The 15,568-nt window shown below is 60.8% G+C and carries 11 protein-coding genes and 1 tRNA gene; all 12 read right to left on the bottom strand.

Annotation, left to right across the window (positions count from 1 at the left end):
- Positions 1 to 77: 77 nt before the first annotated feature.
- The 12 genes from AC1DWM_RS00450 to fdnG all read right to left on the bottom strand — a co-directional run bounded on the left by AC1DWM_RS00450 (position 78) and on the right by fdnG (position 15,533).
- Positions 78 to 1,424 (bottom strand): glutamine synthetase family protein, encoded by a 1,347-nt coding sequence (locus AC1DWM_RS00450; RefSeq protein WP_223512692.1) that lies wholly within the window; start codon positions 1,422 to 1,424, stop codon positions 78 to 80.
- A gap of 23 nt (positions 1,425 to 1,447) precedes the next feature.
- Positions 1,448 to 2,005, bottom strand: a complete 558-nt coding sequence (locus AC1DWM_RS00445; RefSeq protein WP_223512377.1) for a helix-turn-helix domain-containing protein — start codon at positions 2,003 to 2,005, stop codon at positions 1,448 to 1,450.
- A gap of 25 nt (positions 2,006 to 2,030) precedes the next feature.
- On the bottom strand, positions 2,031 to 3,320 hold the full coding sequence (locus tag AC1DWM_RS00440; protein WP_223512379.1) for an NAD(P)/FAD-dependent oxidoreductase: 1,290 nt from the start codon (positions 3,318 to 3,320) through the stop codon (positions 2,031 to 2,033).
- A gap of 282 nt (positions 3,321 to 3,602) precedes the next feature.
- Positions 3,603 to 4,787: a patatin-like phospholipase family protein gene (locus AC1DWM_RS00435; protein WP_477794407.1), complete on the bottom strand. Its 1,185-nt coding sequence runs from the start codon at positions 4,785 to 4,787 to the stop codon at positions 3,603 to 3,605.
- A 388-nt stretch (positions 4,788 to 5,175) separates the two neighbouring features.
- On the bottom strand, positions 5,176 to 6,255 hold the full coding sequence (locus tag AC1DWM_RS00430) for an AI-2E family transporter (RefSeq protein ID WP_223512381.1): 1,080 nt from the start codon (positions 6,253 to 6,255) through the stop codon (positions 5,176 to 5,178).
- Between the two features lie 205 nt (positions 6,256 to 6,460).
- A tRNA-Sec gene (locus AC1DWM_RS00425) sits at positions 6,461 to 6,556 on the bottom strand.
- A gap of 6 nt (positions 6,557 to 6,562) precedes the next feature.
- Positions 6,563 to 8,470, bottom strand: coding sequence for a selenocysteine-specific translation elongation factor (gene selB / locus AC1DWM_RS00420; RefSeq protein WP_477794406.1), 1,908 nt, complete (start codon positions 8,468 to 8,470; stop codon positions 6,563 to 6,565).
- On the bottom strand, positions 8,467 to 9,897 hold the full coding sequence (selA, locus tag AC1DWM_RS00415) for an L-seryl-tRNA(Sec) selenium transferase (protein ID WP_477794405.1): 1,431 nt from the start codon (positions 9,895 to 9,897) through the stop codon (positions 8,467 to 8,469). The genes selB and selA overlap by 4 nt, the downstream gene beginning before the upstream one ends.
- Before the next feature lie 53 nt (positions 9,898 to 9,950).
- On the bottom strand, positions 9,951 to 10,877 hold the full coding sequence (gene fdhE / locus AC1DWM_RS00410) for a formate dehydrogenase accessory protein FdhE (RefSeq protein ID WP_477794404.1): 927 nt from the start codon (positions 10,875 to 10,877) through the stop codon (positions 9,951 to 9,953).
- Positions 10,878 to 10,881: 4 nt separating this feature from the next.
- Complete coding sequence (locus AC1DWM_RS00405) at positions 10,882 to 11,535, bottom strand: formate dehydrogenase subunit gamma (RefSeq protein WP_223512389.1); 654 nt, start codon at positions 11,533 to 11,535, stop codon at positions 10,882 to 10,884.
- A complete protein-coding gene (fdxH, locus tag AC1DWM_RS00400; protein ID WP_477794403.1) occupies positions 11,532 to 12,467 on the bottom strand; it encodes a formate dehydrogenase subunit beta in 936 nt (311 codons plus the stop codon). Before fdxH ends, AC1DWM_RS00405 begins: the two co-directional genes overlap by 4 nt.
- Complete coding sequence (fdnG, locus tag AC1DWM_RS00395) at positions 12,468 to 15,533, bottom strand: formate dehydrogenase-N subunit alpha (RefSeq protein ID WP_477794402.1); 3,066 nt, start codon at positions 15,531 to 15,533, stop codon at positions 12,468 to 12,470.
- Between the last annotated feature and the right edge of the window lie 35 nt (positions 15,534 to 15,568).

Genomic DNA, 15,568 nt, shown 5'->3' with positions numbered 1-15,568 from the left:
TCGTCTTGGGCACCATCGATCTTCTCGCTAGTGTCGCGGGCAATCACTCGGATTGAACGATTGCCCGTCTCCACCGATTACAGATACCAGCGGTATTCCCGCGCGCTGATTTCCTGCATGAACGCCAAATGATCCTGACGTTTGTTCTCGCAATAGACATCCACGAACTCGGCCCCCAAACCTTCACGCAATTGCGGCTGATGCTGCATCGATCGCACGGCTTCGAGCATTTCCAGTGGGAAGTCGACGCCACTGTTGCGGTCTTCGTTCAGCGGCGGGATGGGTTCTTTGCGGGCGTCCAGCCCATGTTCCAGTCCCACCAGAATCGCCGCCAACACTAGATAGGGATTGGCGTCGGCGCCCGCCAGACGATGTTCGATGCGCAAATTTTTCGAATCCGACTCCGGAATGCGCAGGCACGCATCACGATCTTCAAAGCCCCAGCTCGCTCGCGTGGCGATGTTAGTCGTGCCGCCCAAGCGGCGATAAGCGTTCTGGTTCGGGGCGAAAACCGGCATGCAATGCGGCAGTAATTCCAGGCAGCCGGCCACGGCGTGACGCAATGACTGCTGTTGGTTGGCCGCCAGGATGTTGTTGCCGGCCGCGTCGTAAAGACTGACATGCACGTGCATGCCGCTGCCCGGGTGCTGCAAGTAAGGTTTGGCCATGAAGCTCGCACGATAACCATGCTTGAGCGCTACGCCACGGCTGCTGCGACAAAACAGCGCCGCCCAGTCTGCCGCACGCAAGCCATCGTCAAGGTGACCGAAATTGATTTCGAACTGACCCGGCCCGAGTTCGGCGGTGATCACCGTGCTGTCGATACCCTGAGCCCGCGAGGTCTCGACCATGTCGTCGAGTACCGGCGCAAAGCGTGACAGTCGCTCGATGTGCATGTTGGGTTGGTCATCGGCATCGTCCGTCAGCCCGTCGCGGGGAAACTGCGGCAGCCCGTCGCGCAGCTTTTTATCGAACAGGTAGAACTCCAGCTCGAACGCCACCACGGGATGAATGCCTTTACCTGCAAGCCTGTCCAGGACCTGCGCGAGTACCTGGCGCGGTTCAAACACAATGGGGTTTTCAGTGCCGTCCGAGGTGATCAGCATTTGCCCCAGCGGTTGCCCTTCCCAGCTCACCGGTTTGAGTGTTCCCGGCACCAGACGACGCAATGCATCCGGATCGCCGTCGTTGAAACAGTAATCACCGATCTTGAACAAACCGCCCTGCACGCCCAGCAATACGCAGTTCTGCGGCAGTTTCAGCGCACTGCCGGCCGCGACCTTTTCCAGCATGTCCACCGGGTAACGCTTGCCGTAAAAATGTCCCGGAATATCGAGGGAAATCAGGTCGACATAGCGCACCTCAGGATAGCGTTGGCGAAAGGCCCGCACCTCAGCCAGCAGATCAGAGCAGGTAGCATCCATCATTGTTGGTCCTTATCTTGTTATCAGGTGTAAACCCAAAGCACTCGCGTGAGGTGCCCGGTGAGGTTGCCGTAACGGCAACGGGTATGGCTGTCGAACTGAAAACTGTCGCCAGCCACCAAGGTAACGGGGTCTTCGTCGTCGCCCAGCCACAGCGTCAGCTCGCCTTCGAGCACGTAACCGCCCTGCTCCGAGCTGTCGGTCAGGTGCCGGTCGCCGCTGCTGGCGCCAGCTTCGAGATGACTTTCGAGCATGGAAAATGACGCACGTATTTTTGGCGAAACCAGAATGTCGGTAATGCCGTTGGCGAAGTACAACGTGCGGCGTTCGTCCGGCCGCGTGACCCACGGCAATTCCTTGGGTTTTGGCAGGCTGTAGAAATACGTCGTCGGTACGTCCAGGGTTTCACTGATCGCCGTCAGGTCTGCCACGGTAGGCCGAGACAGACCGCGTTCGACCTGCGAGAGAAAGCCTACGGAACGGCCGATTTTGTCCGCCAGTTCCTTCAAGGTGTATTTCTTGTGCTTGCGCAAATCGTGAATCAGGATCGCCAGCGCAGCGATTTCTTCTTGCTTGTTCATGCCTGCAATTCCGGTAGATGACTCATCAGATACTGTCGCGCAGTCGATACCAGGCTTTGCCGATAGCTTCCAGCGGCGCGGCGAGGTATTTACCACCGGGAAAACTGCCGTTGTTCAAGCCCTGATACAAGGATAATTCATCGTCCTGGCCAAGAATGGCGTCGGACACTGCACGGGCGCCGGCCAGTGTGGGCAGGACGCCATGCCCGGAATAGCCTTGCAGCCAGTAGCGATCCCCCGACCTGCCGATGTCAGGCGTTCGTTTAAGTGTCAGGTCGATGTGCCCGCCCCAGGCGAACTCCAGCTCTACGCCTTTGAGCTGTGGAAACACTCGTTCCAGGAACGGTCGTGTTGCCCCGGCAATGTCCTTGGGCATGCCGCCCAGATACGTGCAGCCGCCGCCGAACAGCAGCCGGTTGTCCGGTGTGCGACGGAAATAGTCGAGGACAAACTGGTTGTCGGTAACGCATACATTGCGGGGCAGCAGCTCAGTGGCCTGCTCTGGCGTCAGGGGCGCGGTCGCCACTTGATAAGTACCGACGGGTAATACGCAACTGGCCAGCTTGGGGTCGAGCCGGTCCAGATAGGCATTGCAGGCCAGCACCAGAACATCCGACCGAATGGACCCGCGATCAGTGTTCACCACGAAGCGACCGCTGTCCTCTCGATAACTCAGTGCTTTGCTTTGTTCATGGATACGGCCGCCGGCGCGTTCGATGGCGGTGGCCAGACCGAGTGCCAGTTTCAGCGGGTTCAAATGACCGCCCTCAGGATCAAAGAGACCGGCCTGATAGCGTTCGCTGGCGATCCACTGCGGCAACTGCTCACGGCTGATGAACTGTAAGCCATGGTGCCCCCACTTGTGACTGGCCTCGCGCTGCCACTCGGTCAGCAGACCAACACGTCGGGGCATGACCGAAGTCCACAGATGGCCGGCGCGATAATCACAGTCAAAACCATGGCGAGCGGGTAATTCACGCAGCTCTTGCGCCGCCCAACGCATTCCGTCCCACAACCGGCGAGCGCGCTCATAACCCAGCGCCGTTTCCAGAGGTGGCATGTCACATGACCAGCCGAGAATGGCCTGACCACCGTTGCGTCCCGAGGCTGCCCACGCCACGCGACTGGCTTCCAGCAATGTCACGCGCTTGCCGGCCAGGGCCAGGCGCAACGCGGTGTGCAGGCCACTGAACCCTGCGCCGATGATCAGGATCTCGGTGTCGTGTTCACCTGCGAGCGCAGGTCGAGTGGTCAGGCGATCAGCGCAACTGTGGGCGTAGTAGCTGGCGACATGCTGCGTGGACTGCTGGAACATATCGGCTCTCATGAAATTATGTTTTTATAATTTCATGAAAAACTACATGATTAATTTCACGAAAGCAACTGCGCCAGTAATTCCCGCCAGCACCGGACAAGCACAAGTACACCTGACAGTAATGGGTGTCTTGACTGGCCCCATCGCGAGCAGGATCGCTCCCACAGTTGATCTTTGTCATCTACAAAATCTGTGCCTGATGGAGATCCAGTGTGGGAGCGAGCCTGCTCGCGATGGGGCCGTTCCAGTCCAACAACATCCCGGTACAGAAACATAAAAGATTCAGGTATTGGGGGATTTATGCCACGGGTAACCTTTCGCGCTGAGCTCAAAGGCGTACTCGAACAAACGCTTCATGTACTCGCCATCGAACCGATGAGTGCGAAGGTGATGAAAATCGGAGCCGATGTACGCAAGATTGAAGTCGGACCCGTCCTGCTGGGCCATTCGGTAAATCCGGTCGAGGTCACTGATGCCCTGCGTCTGGATCAACGCGCTGATGGCGCGACCGCCGATGCTCAGCGTGCGGCGCTTGGTCCCGGACCACTGCGGCTCCATTTTCCCGTTGCGAATCACATAGAAATGCCGATCACGGCGCAAGCGCGCGCCCGTCACGTTATTCAGCGCCATGACGGTGCCTGGGGGGTAAAGAAATACCTGCGTGATGACGCCGCCGTCCACGTGCATTTCCTGGAACCGCTGACCGTTGACCTCCACGTCGATCATGACGGGTGAGACGGCACCGGGAATACTCATTGATGCGATCAGGATCTGACGAAACAGGTCGAGCGCTCCCGGCGCACCGCTTGCGGCAATGGCGCCCATGTTCCAGGTCACGGGCCGCCCTGCATCGAGGTCGGTGGTGCCGATCATCAGGAGTCGTCCATTGGCGTACTGCGCCGCAATCGCCGCCAGAAGGTCAGGGGTGACGTATTGCGCGACGAGCCGCGACAATGGCTTGCTGTCCGCAATACCGTCGCTGGCAAGCCGGGTCAGCACATTGCGCGAACGGAAAATGTCTTTGGGGCCGATGGCGCTGCAGATGCGCAGAATGATGTCGTCGTACTGAGGCCCCAGGTAAGCGAACGGGGCAACCAGGGCGCCAGCGCTGATGCCCGTTACCACTTTGAAAGCTGGCCGCGTCCCATGCAACGTCCATCCTGCGATGATGCCCGCCGCGAAGGTGCCAGCGTCACTACCACCAGAGACCGCCAGCATGTTGGCCAGCGGTAGCATGTCATTCGGCTCCCCGGCTCTGGCAAGCGCTTGGGCCTCTCGATGGTTGGCCTGATGCACGTCCCGAATCAGCGGAGCGATTTCCCGGTCCAGCCAGTAACGCGCCTCTGGAATGCCGGGGACGACCGCCAGTTCCGTCAAGGTTGGCGGCACGGCATCGCGGCGTTGCAGGCACGCCTGGCGCAACATGTTCCACGCTGATGTACCCGGTCCGGGCAGGAACGGTTTCAAAACGCCTCCTCCGACCCCGGCCGTTGACAGAGCCCGCGGGCACTGCAACGTGCATTACGAGTAGACGATGTCGCTGAGGTCGATTGCTACCAGTAACGCCTTCGTGTCTGGTTGACCTGATGCCGAGAGTTCTTCCGTACGACAGCCGGCAGCTGAACTGGAAGGGCATGGTCAGGTAGGACCACAACGCATAGCCGTTGAAGTATGCGCGGTGCAGTGGGTCCCAAGGGGTATTTTCTTCGTGACCTGGAAAGGAGGACCGGGGGGCTGATCGTTCGGCAACGACCTGCCCGTCGGGCTTCTCGGCTGTTCCAGCGTTCGACACCACCATGAGCAGTCAACACCCGGTCCAGCAACTCGTGACTTGGCGCGTTCATGGTTACGGATTTTACCCTTCCTCCGGCCGATCCTGAACCCACTGCCAGAACAATTGGTAGCCCACCGCAAGCACCACCGGCCCTATGAACAAGCCCAGGATGCCGCTCGTGACCATGCCGCCCAGCGCGCCAATCAGCACGACCGGCATCGGCACATCCACCCCCCGTCCCAGCAACAGCGGTTTGAGTACGTTATCCACCAGGCCGGCAACGAACACAAAGACGGAGAAGATAATGGTCCTCGTGTTGGGCCCCTCGGTGGCCAGCACATAGATGATCACCGGCAGCGTAATCAGCGTGGCCGGTAACTGCATGATGCCGAGCAGTAACACGAAGATGGCAAGTATACCTGCGCCCGGGATGCCTTTGAGCACGAAGCCGATACCCACCAGCAGCATCTGAATGAACGCGATGCCGACCACGCCGAGCGCAACTGCGCGGATGGTTGCAGTGCACAGTTCGGCGATTTTTGCCCCCTTGTCAGGACCGCTGATGCGAGACGCGATCTCTACCGCGGCACGGGTGCCGGCCTCACCGTGCGCCATGAAAATACCGGCGATGATCAAGGCAACAATGAACATCAACAAACCCGCACCGACGCCGGCAATTTTGGTCAACAAGCCCACACTGACGCCTTTTATTTGCGGCAAGTACTTCGCTATCAGGTCCGGAAGATCGGTGGATGCCTGCATCCATACTGACGAGATAGTTTTACCCACGATCGGCCACGTGGCGACCGTGTCGGGCGGCGGCGGGATGTTGAAGGTACCTTCCTTCACCAGGTCGATGACCTGCCCGACCGACGAAGCAATCGAGGTGCCCAACAGATAGACCGGCACCACCAGAATAGCGATGGCAATCAGCACAATCGCCGTTGCAGCACGCCCTTCGCTGCGTCCGAACGACCCCATCAATCGCAGTTGCAACGGGTAGAGCGTGATCGCCAGGATCACCGACCACAGCATCAGGTCGCGAAACGGCTGGAATATATCGAAGCAAAACAGCACCAGAACAACAATCAACCCGGCACGAATCAGGACATCGAGCATGCTGCGGGTCAACGATTTCTCGGACAGAGGTGTGGGCACCATGGATGTCTCCTTGCTTATGCAAAGCAGGTAGGGAAGCGGTAAGGCCAGCATAGACAATGATTTAACAGTGCGACGTGATCTGTGCTCTGCATCGCAGCACTTCGAAAAAAAAAAGTGACAATGCAGCACATCGATCCAACATCCGCGCCTGAATCTACGCAACCACGCCCTCCCGCTGTCCGGAGGAGACAGGTCGTGCGGAAAATGGCGGAAGGCAGCCGGAGTCGAACCGGCCCGGGAACGGATGCCGTCCCCAACCGGGTTTGAAGCCCGGCCGCGCCACCGGGCGCGATTACCTTCCTTGAAGTCAGTCGTCTCTCTGTTGCGCCAAGGCACTGTCGAGACGGATTTGGCGCTTGTCGCCCAGGCGTCGGGTCAGGCCGATGCGGTCGAAGTACTCCAGAATCTGAATGCTGCGCTTGCGACCCAGGCCGACCGCATCGCGAAACGCCGCGACTTGAATCACCGGGTTGTGCTCGGCCAGTTGCAAGAGCATAGCCGCCAATCGACGGATCATCGCGTCGGTGTAGAACAGGTCCCGGACCACTTGATGCAGCAGCCCCAACCGCGCCATTTTGCGCAACAACAGGCGCACGGTAGCCTCGTCATTTCCCAGTTGGCGCACCCACGGCGGATCGAAACCGGCCTGTTCGAACAGCGGTTGCAAACGCTGCCACAGGGCTTCGTCCTCTTCGCTCAAGCGCACTTGATGACCGGGTAAATGCAACCACGGCCCGCTGGTGGCGAGGACGCCGCTGGCGAGTAATTCGTCGAGCAGGCAGATGAAGGTCGGGCGTTCCAAAGCCGTTGCAGCGAAGCGACGCAGGCGATCCCGGTCCGGGCCCATTTGATCCGGCTCAAGTTGATGGAAGCGTGCGAGCTGTTCCAGCAAGGGAGCTTTCAGCGACTCCCAACGCGCAGCACTGAACAGTAACGGACCTTGGCGGGTCTCGATCAAGCGCACGTCAGCGGGCAATACCCAGGTCGCACGTAGCTGGTTGAACTGACGCTCCAGTTGCCGTGGATCGAGGCCGGTGTCGCTGTTGGCCAACAACGCTGGCAAGAGTTCTTCCAGCGTATTACGGCTGGCGAGGGCCTGTAGCTGTGCCAGGCGTTCGGGGCTGCGTCGGTGTCGGGACGGAGCAAACGGGTCGAGCACCCGGCCCCCGCCGAGGGTGCGTTGGGCGCTCTGATCCCGCAGGATCAACGGGTCACCTTTCACCGCCTGCACCGGAGCATTGAGCAGGATTTGCGCGAACATCCGCCCACCCGGCGCCAGACTGGCACCTTCGAGCAACGCCACCCGCCCCGTCACGTCCTGAGTGCCGAGGTGAACATGCACCGGCTGAAAGTGTTCGAAGGCTTTGGCTTCGCTGGCCAGCAAGTGCAGGTCGATGTCCAGTCGCTGGGTCGGGGCATACAGCCACTCGGCCAGCAGCCATTGGCCACGGTGAATGTGCTCCAGCGCCAGGCGCTCGGAGCTCAGGTTCAACGCAACGCGTTGCCCGGCATACGCGCTGTTTGCCGCTTGATTTTGCGCATGCAAACCGCGCACACGCACAGGTTTACCTAGCGGGCTGAGCACCAGTGTGTCGCCCACCGCCACTTGCCCGGACAATGCCGTGCCGGTCACCACGATGCCAGCGCCTGCCACACTAAAAGCCCGATCAATTGCCAGACGAAAACCGCCGTTGCTGCTGCGTTGAAGGACGTCACGCTGTGCATCGAGCAGCGCCTGGCGCAGTGCCTCGACGCCCTCCCCGGTCACACTCGACAGCGCGATCTGCGGCGCATCGGCATAGGGCCCGCGCGCCAGTAGCGTTGTCATCTGTTCATGGACGGCTTGCACCCGGGCCGGATCGACCCGGTCGCACTTGGTGATCGCCACCAGCGTCCGGGGAATGCCCAGCAGTTCAATGATCGCCAAGTGTTCGCGGGTTTGCGGCATGACGCCGTCATCCGCGGCGACCACCAGCAACACCAGATCGATGCCCTGCGCCCCGGCCAGCATGTTATGGGTGAACCGCTCGTGACCGGGCACGTCGATGAACCCGGTCAACTCGGCGCCCGGTTCCAGCGCCGCATAAAGATAACCAAGGTCGATGGTCATGCCGCGTTCGCGTTCTTCGCGGCGACGGTCGCCGGCCTGCCCGGTCAATGCTTGCAGCAGCGAAGTCTTGCCGTGGTCGATGTGCCCTGCGGTGCCGACGATCACCCTACCTGCCCCTCGACCGACAACTGATCGAGTTGCACCAGCCAGGCGGCTTCGTCGTCCAGTTGGCGCAGGTCCAGCCACAGTGCGTCGTCGTCGATGCGGCCCAGCACCGGAATGGCCAACTGGCGGAACGCGGCCTCCAGCCCCAGCAACTGCCGCCCGCGTAGACGTTTGGACACCTTTGGCCGCAGGCATAACGCGGCGCTGGGCAGGCGCGCCACCGGTTGGCTGCCGCTGCCGATCATGCCCAACGCCGGCAGCGCACTGACACTCCAGCCGTCACCTAATGCGTGCGCCAGCGAAGGTTGCAAGCGTTCGGCCTGGGCGAGGATATCGGTCTGCGGGCGGATCAGCAGGCGCAGGCTTGGCAGACGTTCGGCCAGGCGCTCGGGATCGCGGTACAAACCCAACACCGCTTCGAGCGCGGCCAGGGTCAGTTTGTCGACCCGTAGTGCGCGTTTGAGCGGGTTTTTCTTGATCTTCGCGATCAGGTCCTTGCGCCCGACAATCAACCCGGCCTGCGGACCACCCAACAATTTGTCGCCACTGAAGGTGACGATGTCTGCACCATCGAGCAGCGCCTGGCGCACCGTCGGTTCGGCGGGCAGGCCCCAGCGGGTCAGGTCCAGCAGGCTGCCGCTGCCGAGGTCTTCGAGCAGCGGCAATCCGTGGCTGTGCGCCAACTGCGCCAGTTCGGCGGTCGGCACCCGCGCGGTGAACCCTTCAATGCTGTAATTGCTCGCATGCACGCGCATCACCAGACCACTGCGCGGGCCGATGGCTGCTTCGTAATCACGGGCGTGCGTGCGGTTGGTGGTGCCGACTTCATGTAGCCGGACCCCGGCTCGCGCCATGATGTCGGGAATGCGGAAGGCGCCGCCGATTTCAATCAGCTCGCCCCGGGAAATAATCCCTTCCTTGCGCGCGCCCAGACTGTTGAGCGTCAGCAGCACCGCCGCCGCGTTGTTGTTGACCACCGTCACCGCTTCGGCGCCGGTCAGTTCGCGGATCAGGCCTTCGATCAGGTCATCACGGTCGCCGCGCTTGCCGCTGTGTAGATCAAATTCGAGATTGAGCGGATAGCGCGCAGCCATTTGCACCGCTTCGATGGCGACTTCGGGGAGCAGCGCCCGGCCGAGGTTGGTGTGCAGCACGGTCCCGGTCAGGTTGAACACCCGCCGCACATGGCTTTGGTGATGTTGGGCCAGACGCTCACCCGCCCGCCCCGCCAATACCTGCGGGCTGATTTCCACGGCATCGAGTTGCCCGGCCAGCACCGGTTCGCGCAAGTCATCGAGCAATTGCCGCAGGCTTGCCAGCAGCGACTCCCGGCCATAGCGCTCGGCTAGTGGTTGGCAGGCGGGATGGCGCAGCAGACTGTCGATGGAAGGCAGCCGCAGGGTTTGGCTGGCGGAGGTTGAAGGCATCCGGCGCTCCTGAAAACGATTGACCGTCGCGCCTGAGTGTAGCCGCTGAGCGTTCAGTCGCTCCCGGGTGCCAGCAGCAGATTGGGCGCCGGACGCAGGTAGCCTTCCTGTTCCAGGCGCATGTCGAGCATCAGACTGGCCAAGTCAGCCGACAACGCTTCGGCCTCAGCGTCGTTTTCCAGGTACAGCAGTTTCAGGTAACTGCGACAGCCCGGACAGGTTTCGGCGCGTAACGGCGCCTGATTGGCGGCATGGCGGTCGTCGTCGAGGCTGACGTATTCCAGGCCTTTGCTTTGTTCGCAGTACACACATTTGACCCGCACCACATGCCATTCGCAGGCACACAACGAGCACACCAGATAGCGCAAACCGTTGTGTTTGCCACGGTTGCGAATCACCCCGGCCATCGCCGGCGAACCGCAGGCCGGGCATTGGCTGAGGCTGTCACCAGGTTTCAGCGCCAGGTCCGGCGTGCTCAGCAACCAGTGACTCCAGGCCGCTTGCAAGGCGGCGCCGAGAAACGGCACCAGCGCTGCGGGCAGCAGCGTGAACTGGCCGCTGACCAAGGCCACCGCCCAGGCTTTGCGTTGTCCGGAGTCGGTATTGCGCAACGTCGCCAGGGCTTGTTCTACCGCCAGTTGCGGCGCTGGCCGGTAGCGTTCCAACAAGGTGTCGAGGTAGGGCAACCAATGCCCCTCGCGCACCAGACTGTCGGCGGCAAGCGGTGGCAGGTCGTGCTCCTGGCATACCTTGATTCGCTCGGGATCTGGCAAGGTGGCGACGGGTGGATCGTCCATCAGTTGCTGCTGCACATAACACAGGCCGGCCACCAGGCGCAGGTAATCGGCCAGCGGATGCCCCTCGGCCAACCGCTCCAGGCGTAATGCACGCAAGGTGAACAGGTTGTGCGGCGGCAGGTACAGAAACGGCGGTGAACTCGCCGCCGCTTCAATCTCTCCAGGCTCAAGAATCGTCGGCAAGTGCTTATCCTTTTTTGCTGATCGGCCGGTCGGGATGTTCGTCGCGGGTCACTTCGCGGTACCACAGTTCATGGTGTTTTTTCGCCCAGGCGCGGCTGACCCAGCCATGCACCATGGCGCTGACCGAGCCCTTGATCCAGATCCCGGCGTAGATGTGCACGATGATGCTCAGCACGAGCACAAACCCGGCCAACGCATGCAGCAGCATCGCCCAACGAATCGTGGTGATACCAAAAAAATCGCTGAAATACGCGCGCCAGATCACCAGCCCGCTGAACAGCAGCACCAGCATGCAGGCCAGCAAGGTCCAGAACAGCAGCTTCTGCCCGGGGTTGTACTTGCCGATCGGTGGCACGCCCTCTTCCTCGTTCTTGATCACCCGCCCGACTCGCTTCAGCCACAACCGATCATTGGTAATGAAGAAATTCGCTCGCCAGAAGCGCAGCACCAATCCAAGGAACAGCACGAACATCACCACGCCCATGAACGGGTGCAGGATGCGTGTCCATGGGCCACCGCCAAACAGGTTGCTGAGCCAGAACAACGCCGGATGAAACAACGCCAACCCGGAGAGTGCCGCCATGAAAAACAGGATCGCCACCAGCCAGTGATTGGTGCGCTGGCCGGTGGTGTAGCGCAGGATCGTTTTGTTGCTCATGGCCTGTCCTCCCGCCGCGGATCATAGGTATGAACCGATGGGTCAACCTCATGCACGGCCGGGTCCTTGCCTGGAGGATGTTCGTCCTCTTCGACCACCTGCGGCCCGATGCGTACGTAATGGAAGAACCCGGCCAGCACCGCCAGGCCCATGGCCAACAGCCCTAACGGTTTGCTCACGCCTTTCCACAACCCCACCAGCGGACTGATTGCCGGATCCTTCGCCAGCCCGGCGTACAGCTGCGGCGTATCAGCATGGTGCAGCACGTACATCACGTGGGTGCCACCAACGCCGGCCGGGTCGTACAAGCCGGCGTTTTCGAAGCCACGGCTTTTCAGATCGACGATCCGTTCGGCGGCGTGTTCTTTCATGTCTTCCTTGGTGCCGAACACAATCGCCCCGGTCGGGCAGGTTTTCACGCAGGCCGGTTCCAGCCCGTATTCGACCCGATCCGAACACAACGTGCATTTGTAGGCCTTGTGATCCTTTTGCGAGATCCGCGGAATGTTGAACGGGCAGCCGGTGATGCAATAGCCGCAGCCAATGCAGTGGTCCTGGTTGAAATCGACAATGCCATTGGCGAGCTTGATGATCGCCCCCGGGCTCGGGCACGCCGCCAGGCAACCGGGTTCGGCGCAATGCATGCAGCCGTCCTTGCGAATCAGCCATTCGAGGTTGCCGGCATCGGTTTCATGCTCGGTGAAGCGCATCAGGGTCCAGGTTTCTGCGCTCAGGTCTTGTGGGTTGGTGTAGGTGCCGTGGTTGTAGCCAATTTCGTCGCGCAGCTCGTTCCATTCCGAGCAGGCAACCTGGCAAGCCTTACAGCCGATGCACTTGGTGGTGTCGATCAGCTTGGCCACTTCCTCCTGAATGCGCACCGATGGCGACGGGGTCGTGGTGGCCGACCGGGCAATAATGTCTTGGCTGGCCATTTAGATTTTCTCCACGTTGACCAAAAATGACTTGGATTCCGGGGTCTGCGTATTGCCATCGCCGAGGAACGGCACCAGGGTGTTGGTCAGGTACCCGTGGCGCGTGAGTCCGGTAAACCCCCAGTGCAACGGGATACCGATCTGGTGCACCACCTGATTGTTGACCTGCAACGGACGAATCCGCTTGGTCACCACCGCCACCGCTTCAATGTGCCCGCGCTTGCAGCTGACGCGCACACGGTCGCCGGCGACGATGCCTTTCTCCTTCGCCAGGACCTCGCCGATTTCGACGAATTGCTCCGGCTGGGTAATCGCGTTGAGCCTGCAGTGCTTGGTCCAGAAGTGGAAATGCTCGGTCAAGCGGTAGCTGGTGCCCGCGTACGGGTAATCCTTGGCCACGCCGAGGGAATCCCACACCGAATCGAAGATCCGCGCCGCCGGGTTGCTGGTGGCTTTTTTGTTTTCCGGATGCAGCGGATTGATGCCGATGGGCGTCTCGAACGGCTCGTAATGCTCAGGAAACGGGCCTTCGTTCATCTTGTCGACGGCGAAGAACCGCGCCACGCCTTCGGGGTTCATGATGAACGGATTCATCCCCGCTTCTGGCGGCACGTCGGCCTTGTAGTCGGGCACATCAGTGCCGCCCCAGACTTTGCCGTTCCACCACACCAGACGTTTTTTCGGGTCCCACGGGTTACCTTGCAGGTCGGCGGACGCGCGGTTGTAAAGAATCCGTCGGTTCGCCGGCCAAGCCCAGGCCCATCCCTGTTGTTGGTGCATGCCCCACGGGTCGCTGTTGTCGCGACGGGCCATCTGGTTACCGGACTCGGTCCAGCTGCCGCAGAAAATCCAGCAGCCGGACGCGGTGCTGCCGTCATCCTTGAGCTGACTGAACGCAGCCAGTTGTGCATTGCTCTTGATCGCCGCACCCGTGGCGTCGGTGAAGTCAGTGGTGGCGTAGCCGTTGATTTCCTTGGCCAGTTCTTCTGGCGAGGGTTCGTCGGCGATCTTGTACTTCCACGACAGTTTGAGGATCGGGTCGGGATAAGCGCCGCCCTGCGCCTGATACCGTTGACGCAAACGCAGAAACAGCTCAGCCATGATCCGAATGTCGGTTTGCGCTTCACCCGGGCCGTCGGCGCCTTTCCAGTGCCATTGCAGCCAGCGGCTACTGTTGACCAGCGAGCCGTCTTCCTCGGCAAAACAGGTAGTGGGCAGGCGAATCACTTCGGTCTGGATGTCAGCACTTTTCACATCGTTGTACGGGCCGACATTGCGCCAGAACTCTGAAGTTTCGGTGGCCAGCGGGTCCATCACCACCAGCCATTTGAGTTTGGCCAGCGCCGCCATCACCCGGTTCTTGTCGGGCAACGCGGCAATCGGATTGAAGCCTTGGCACAGGTAGCCGTTGACCTTGCCCTGGCCCATCAGGTCGAACACTTTGAGGATGTCGTAGCTGGGAATGTCCAGTTTCGGCAAATACTCGTAAGCCCAATTGTTCTCGGCCGTGGCATTGCCGCCGTACCAGGCTTTCATCAGGCTGACGTGGAACTTGCTGTAGTTCTGCCAGTAGGACAACTGCCCCGGGCGCAACGGTTTTTGCGTGCGCTTGGTGATGTACGCGGCGTAGTCCTGCTCGGCGTCGCCCGGCAATGTGAGGTAACCCGGCAGCGAGTTGGAGAGCAACCCGAGGTCAGTCAGGCCCTGGATGTTGGAGTGCCCGCGCAAAGCATTCACTCCCCCGCCCGGCATGCCGACATTACCCAGCAGCAATTGCACCATCGCCGCGCTACGGATCATCTGCGAGCCGATCGAGTGCTGGGTCCAGCCCAGCGCATAGAGGATGGTCATGGTCTTGCCCGGTACCGAGCAAGTGGCGATTTCCTCCCAGATTTTTTGCATGGCATCGACCGGCATCCCGCAAATCTGGCTCACCAGGTCAATGTTGTAACGGCTGTAATGGTGCTTCATCAATTGATAGACGCAGCGTGGGTCTTGCAGGGTCGGGTCGACCTTGGCAAAGCCGTCTTCACCGAGCTCATAGCCCCAGCCGGACCTGTCGGTGTAGGCGCGTTTAGCCACGTCATAACCGCTGAAAATCCCGTCCTCGAAGCCATACCCGGCTTTGACGATGAACGACACGTCGGTGTAGTTGCGCACGTATTCGTGCTGGATTTTGTCCTCGGTCAGCAAGTAGTTGATCAGCCCACCCATGAAGGCGATGTCGGTGCCGGTGCGAATCGGCGCGTAATAGTCGGCCACCGAGGCCGTGCGGGTAAATCGCGGATCGATCACGATGAGACGCGCGTTGTTGTGCGCCTTGGCTTCCGTCACCCATTTGAAACCGCACGGGTGCGCTTCTGCTGCGTTGCCGCCCATCACCAGAACCAGATTCGCGTTGGCGATATCGGTCCAGGTATTGGTCATGGCACCACGGCCGTACGTCGGGGCAAGACTTGCCACCGTCGGGCCGTGTCAGACACGCGCCTGGTTATCAAACCCCAGCATGCCGAAACTGCGAATGACCTTGTGGGTGATGTAGCCCGCTTCGTTGGATGACGCCGATGCCGCGAGGAAACCGGTGGTGAGCCAGCGGTTCACCGTTTGGCCTTGAGCATTCTTCTCGATGAAGTTGGCGTCGCGGTCGGCCTTCATCAGGTCGGCGACGCGATCCAGCGCTTCATCCCAGGAGATACGCGTCCACTCGCTGCTGCCGGGCTTGCGGACTTGCGGGTATTGCAGGCGATCGGGGCTGTGAATGAAATCCAGCAGGCCCGCGCCTTTGGGGCAAAGGGTGCCGCGGTTGACCGGATGGTCGGCGTCACCTTCGATATGGATGATGTTTTGCGCGACATTCTTGGCAGTATCGCCCTGGCTGTACATGATCACGCCGCAACCGACCGAGCAATACGGGCAGGTGTTGCGGGTTTCATGGGTGGCGGCAAGCTTGAAGTGGCGCACCTGCTCGGCGAAGGCAAGCGTGGGGGCCATGCCCAACGCGCCCAGGCTCGAGCCTGCAAGGCCGATACCAGCGACCTTGAAGAACTGACGACGGCTGAGGTCCATCGTGCACTCCTGATCAGGTGGAAGTCCGGGGCTTT

Source organism: Pseudomonas sp. P4_C8 (assembly GCF_056401975.1).
This window is presented reverse-complemented; position numbering and strand designations above follow the sequence as displayed.

Coding starts and splice junctions, on each gene's coding strand:
- AC1DWM_RS00450 (WP_223512692.1), bottom strand. CDS start 1,424: ATGGATGCTACCTGCTCTGATCTGCTGGCTGAGGTGCGGGCCTTTCGC.
- AC1DWM_RS00445 (WP_223512377.1), bottom strand. CDS start 2,005: ATGAACAAGCAAGAAGAAATCGCTGCGCTGGCGATCCTGATTCACGAT.
- AC1DWM_RS00440 (WP_223512379.1), bottom strand. CDS start 3,320: ATGTTCCAGCAGTCCACGCAGCATGTCGCCAGCTACTACGCCCACAGT.
- AC1DWM_RS00430 (WP_223512381.1), bottom strand. CDS start 6,255: ATGGTGCCCACACCTCTGTCCGAGAAATCGTTGACCCGCAGCATGCTC.
- selA (WP_477794405.1), bottom strand. CDS start 9,897: ATGCCTTCAACCTCCGCCAGCCAAACCCTGCGGCTGCCTTCCATCGAC.
- AC1DWM_RS00405 (WP_223512389.1), bottom strand. CDS start 11,535: ATGAGCAACAAAACGATCCTGCGCTACACCACCGGCCAGCGCACCAAT.
- fdxH (WP_477794403.1), bottom strand. CDS start 12,467: ATGGCCAGCCAAGACATTATTGCCCGGTCGGCCACCACGACCCCGTCG.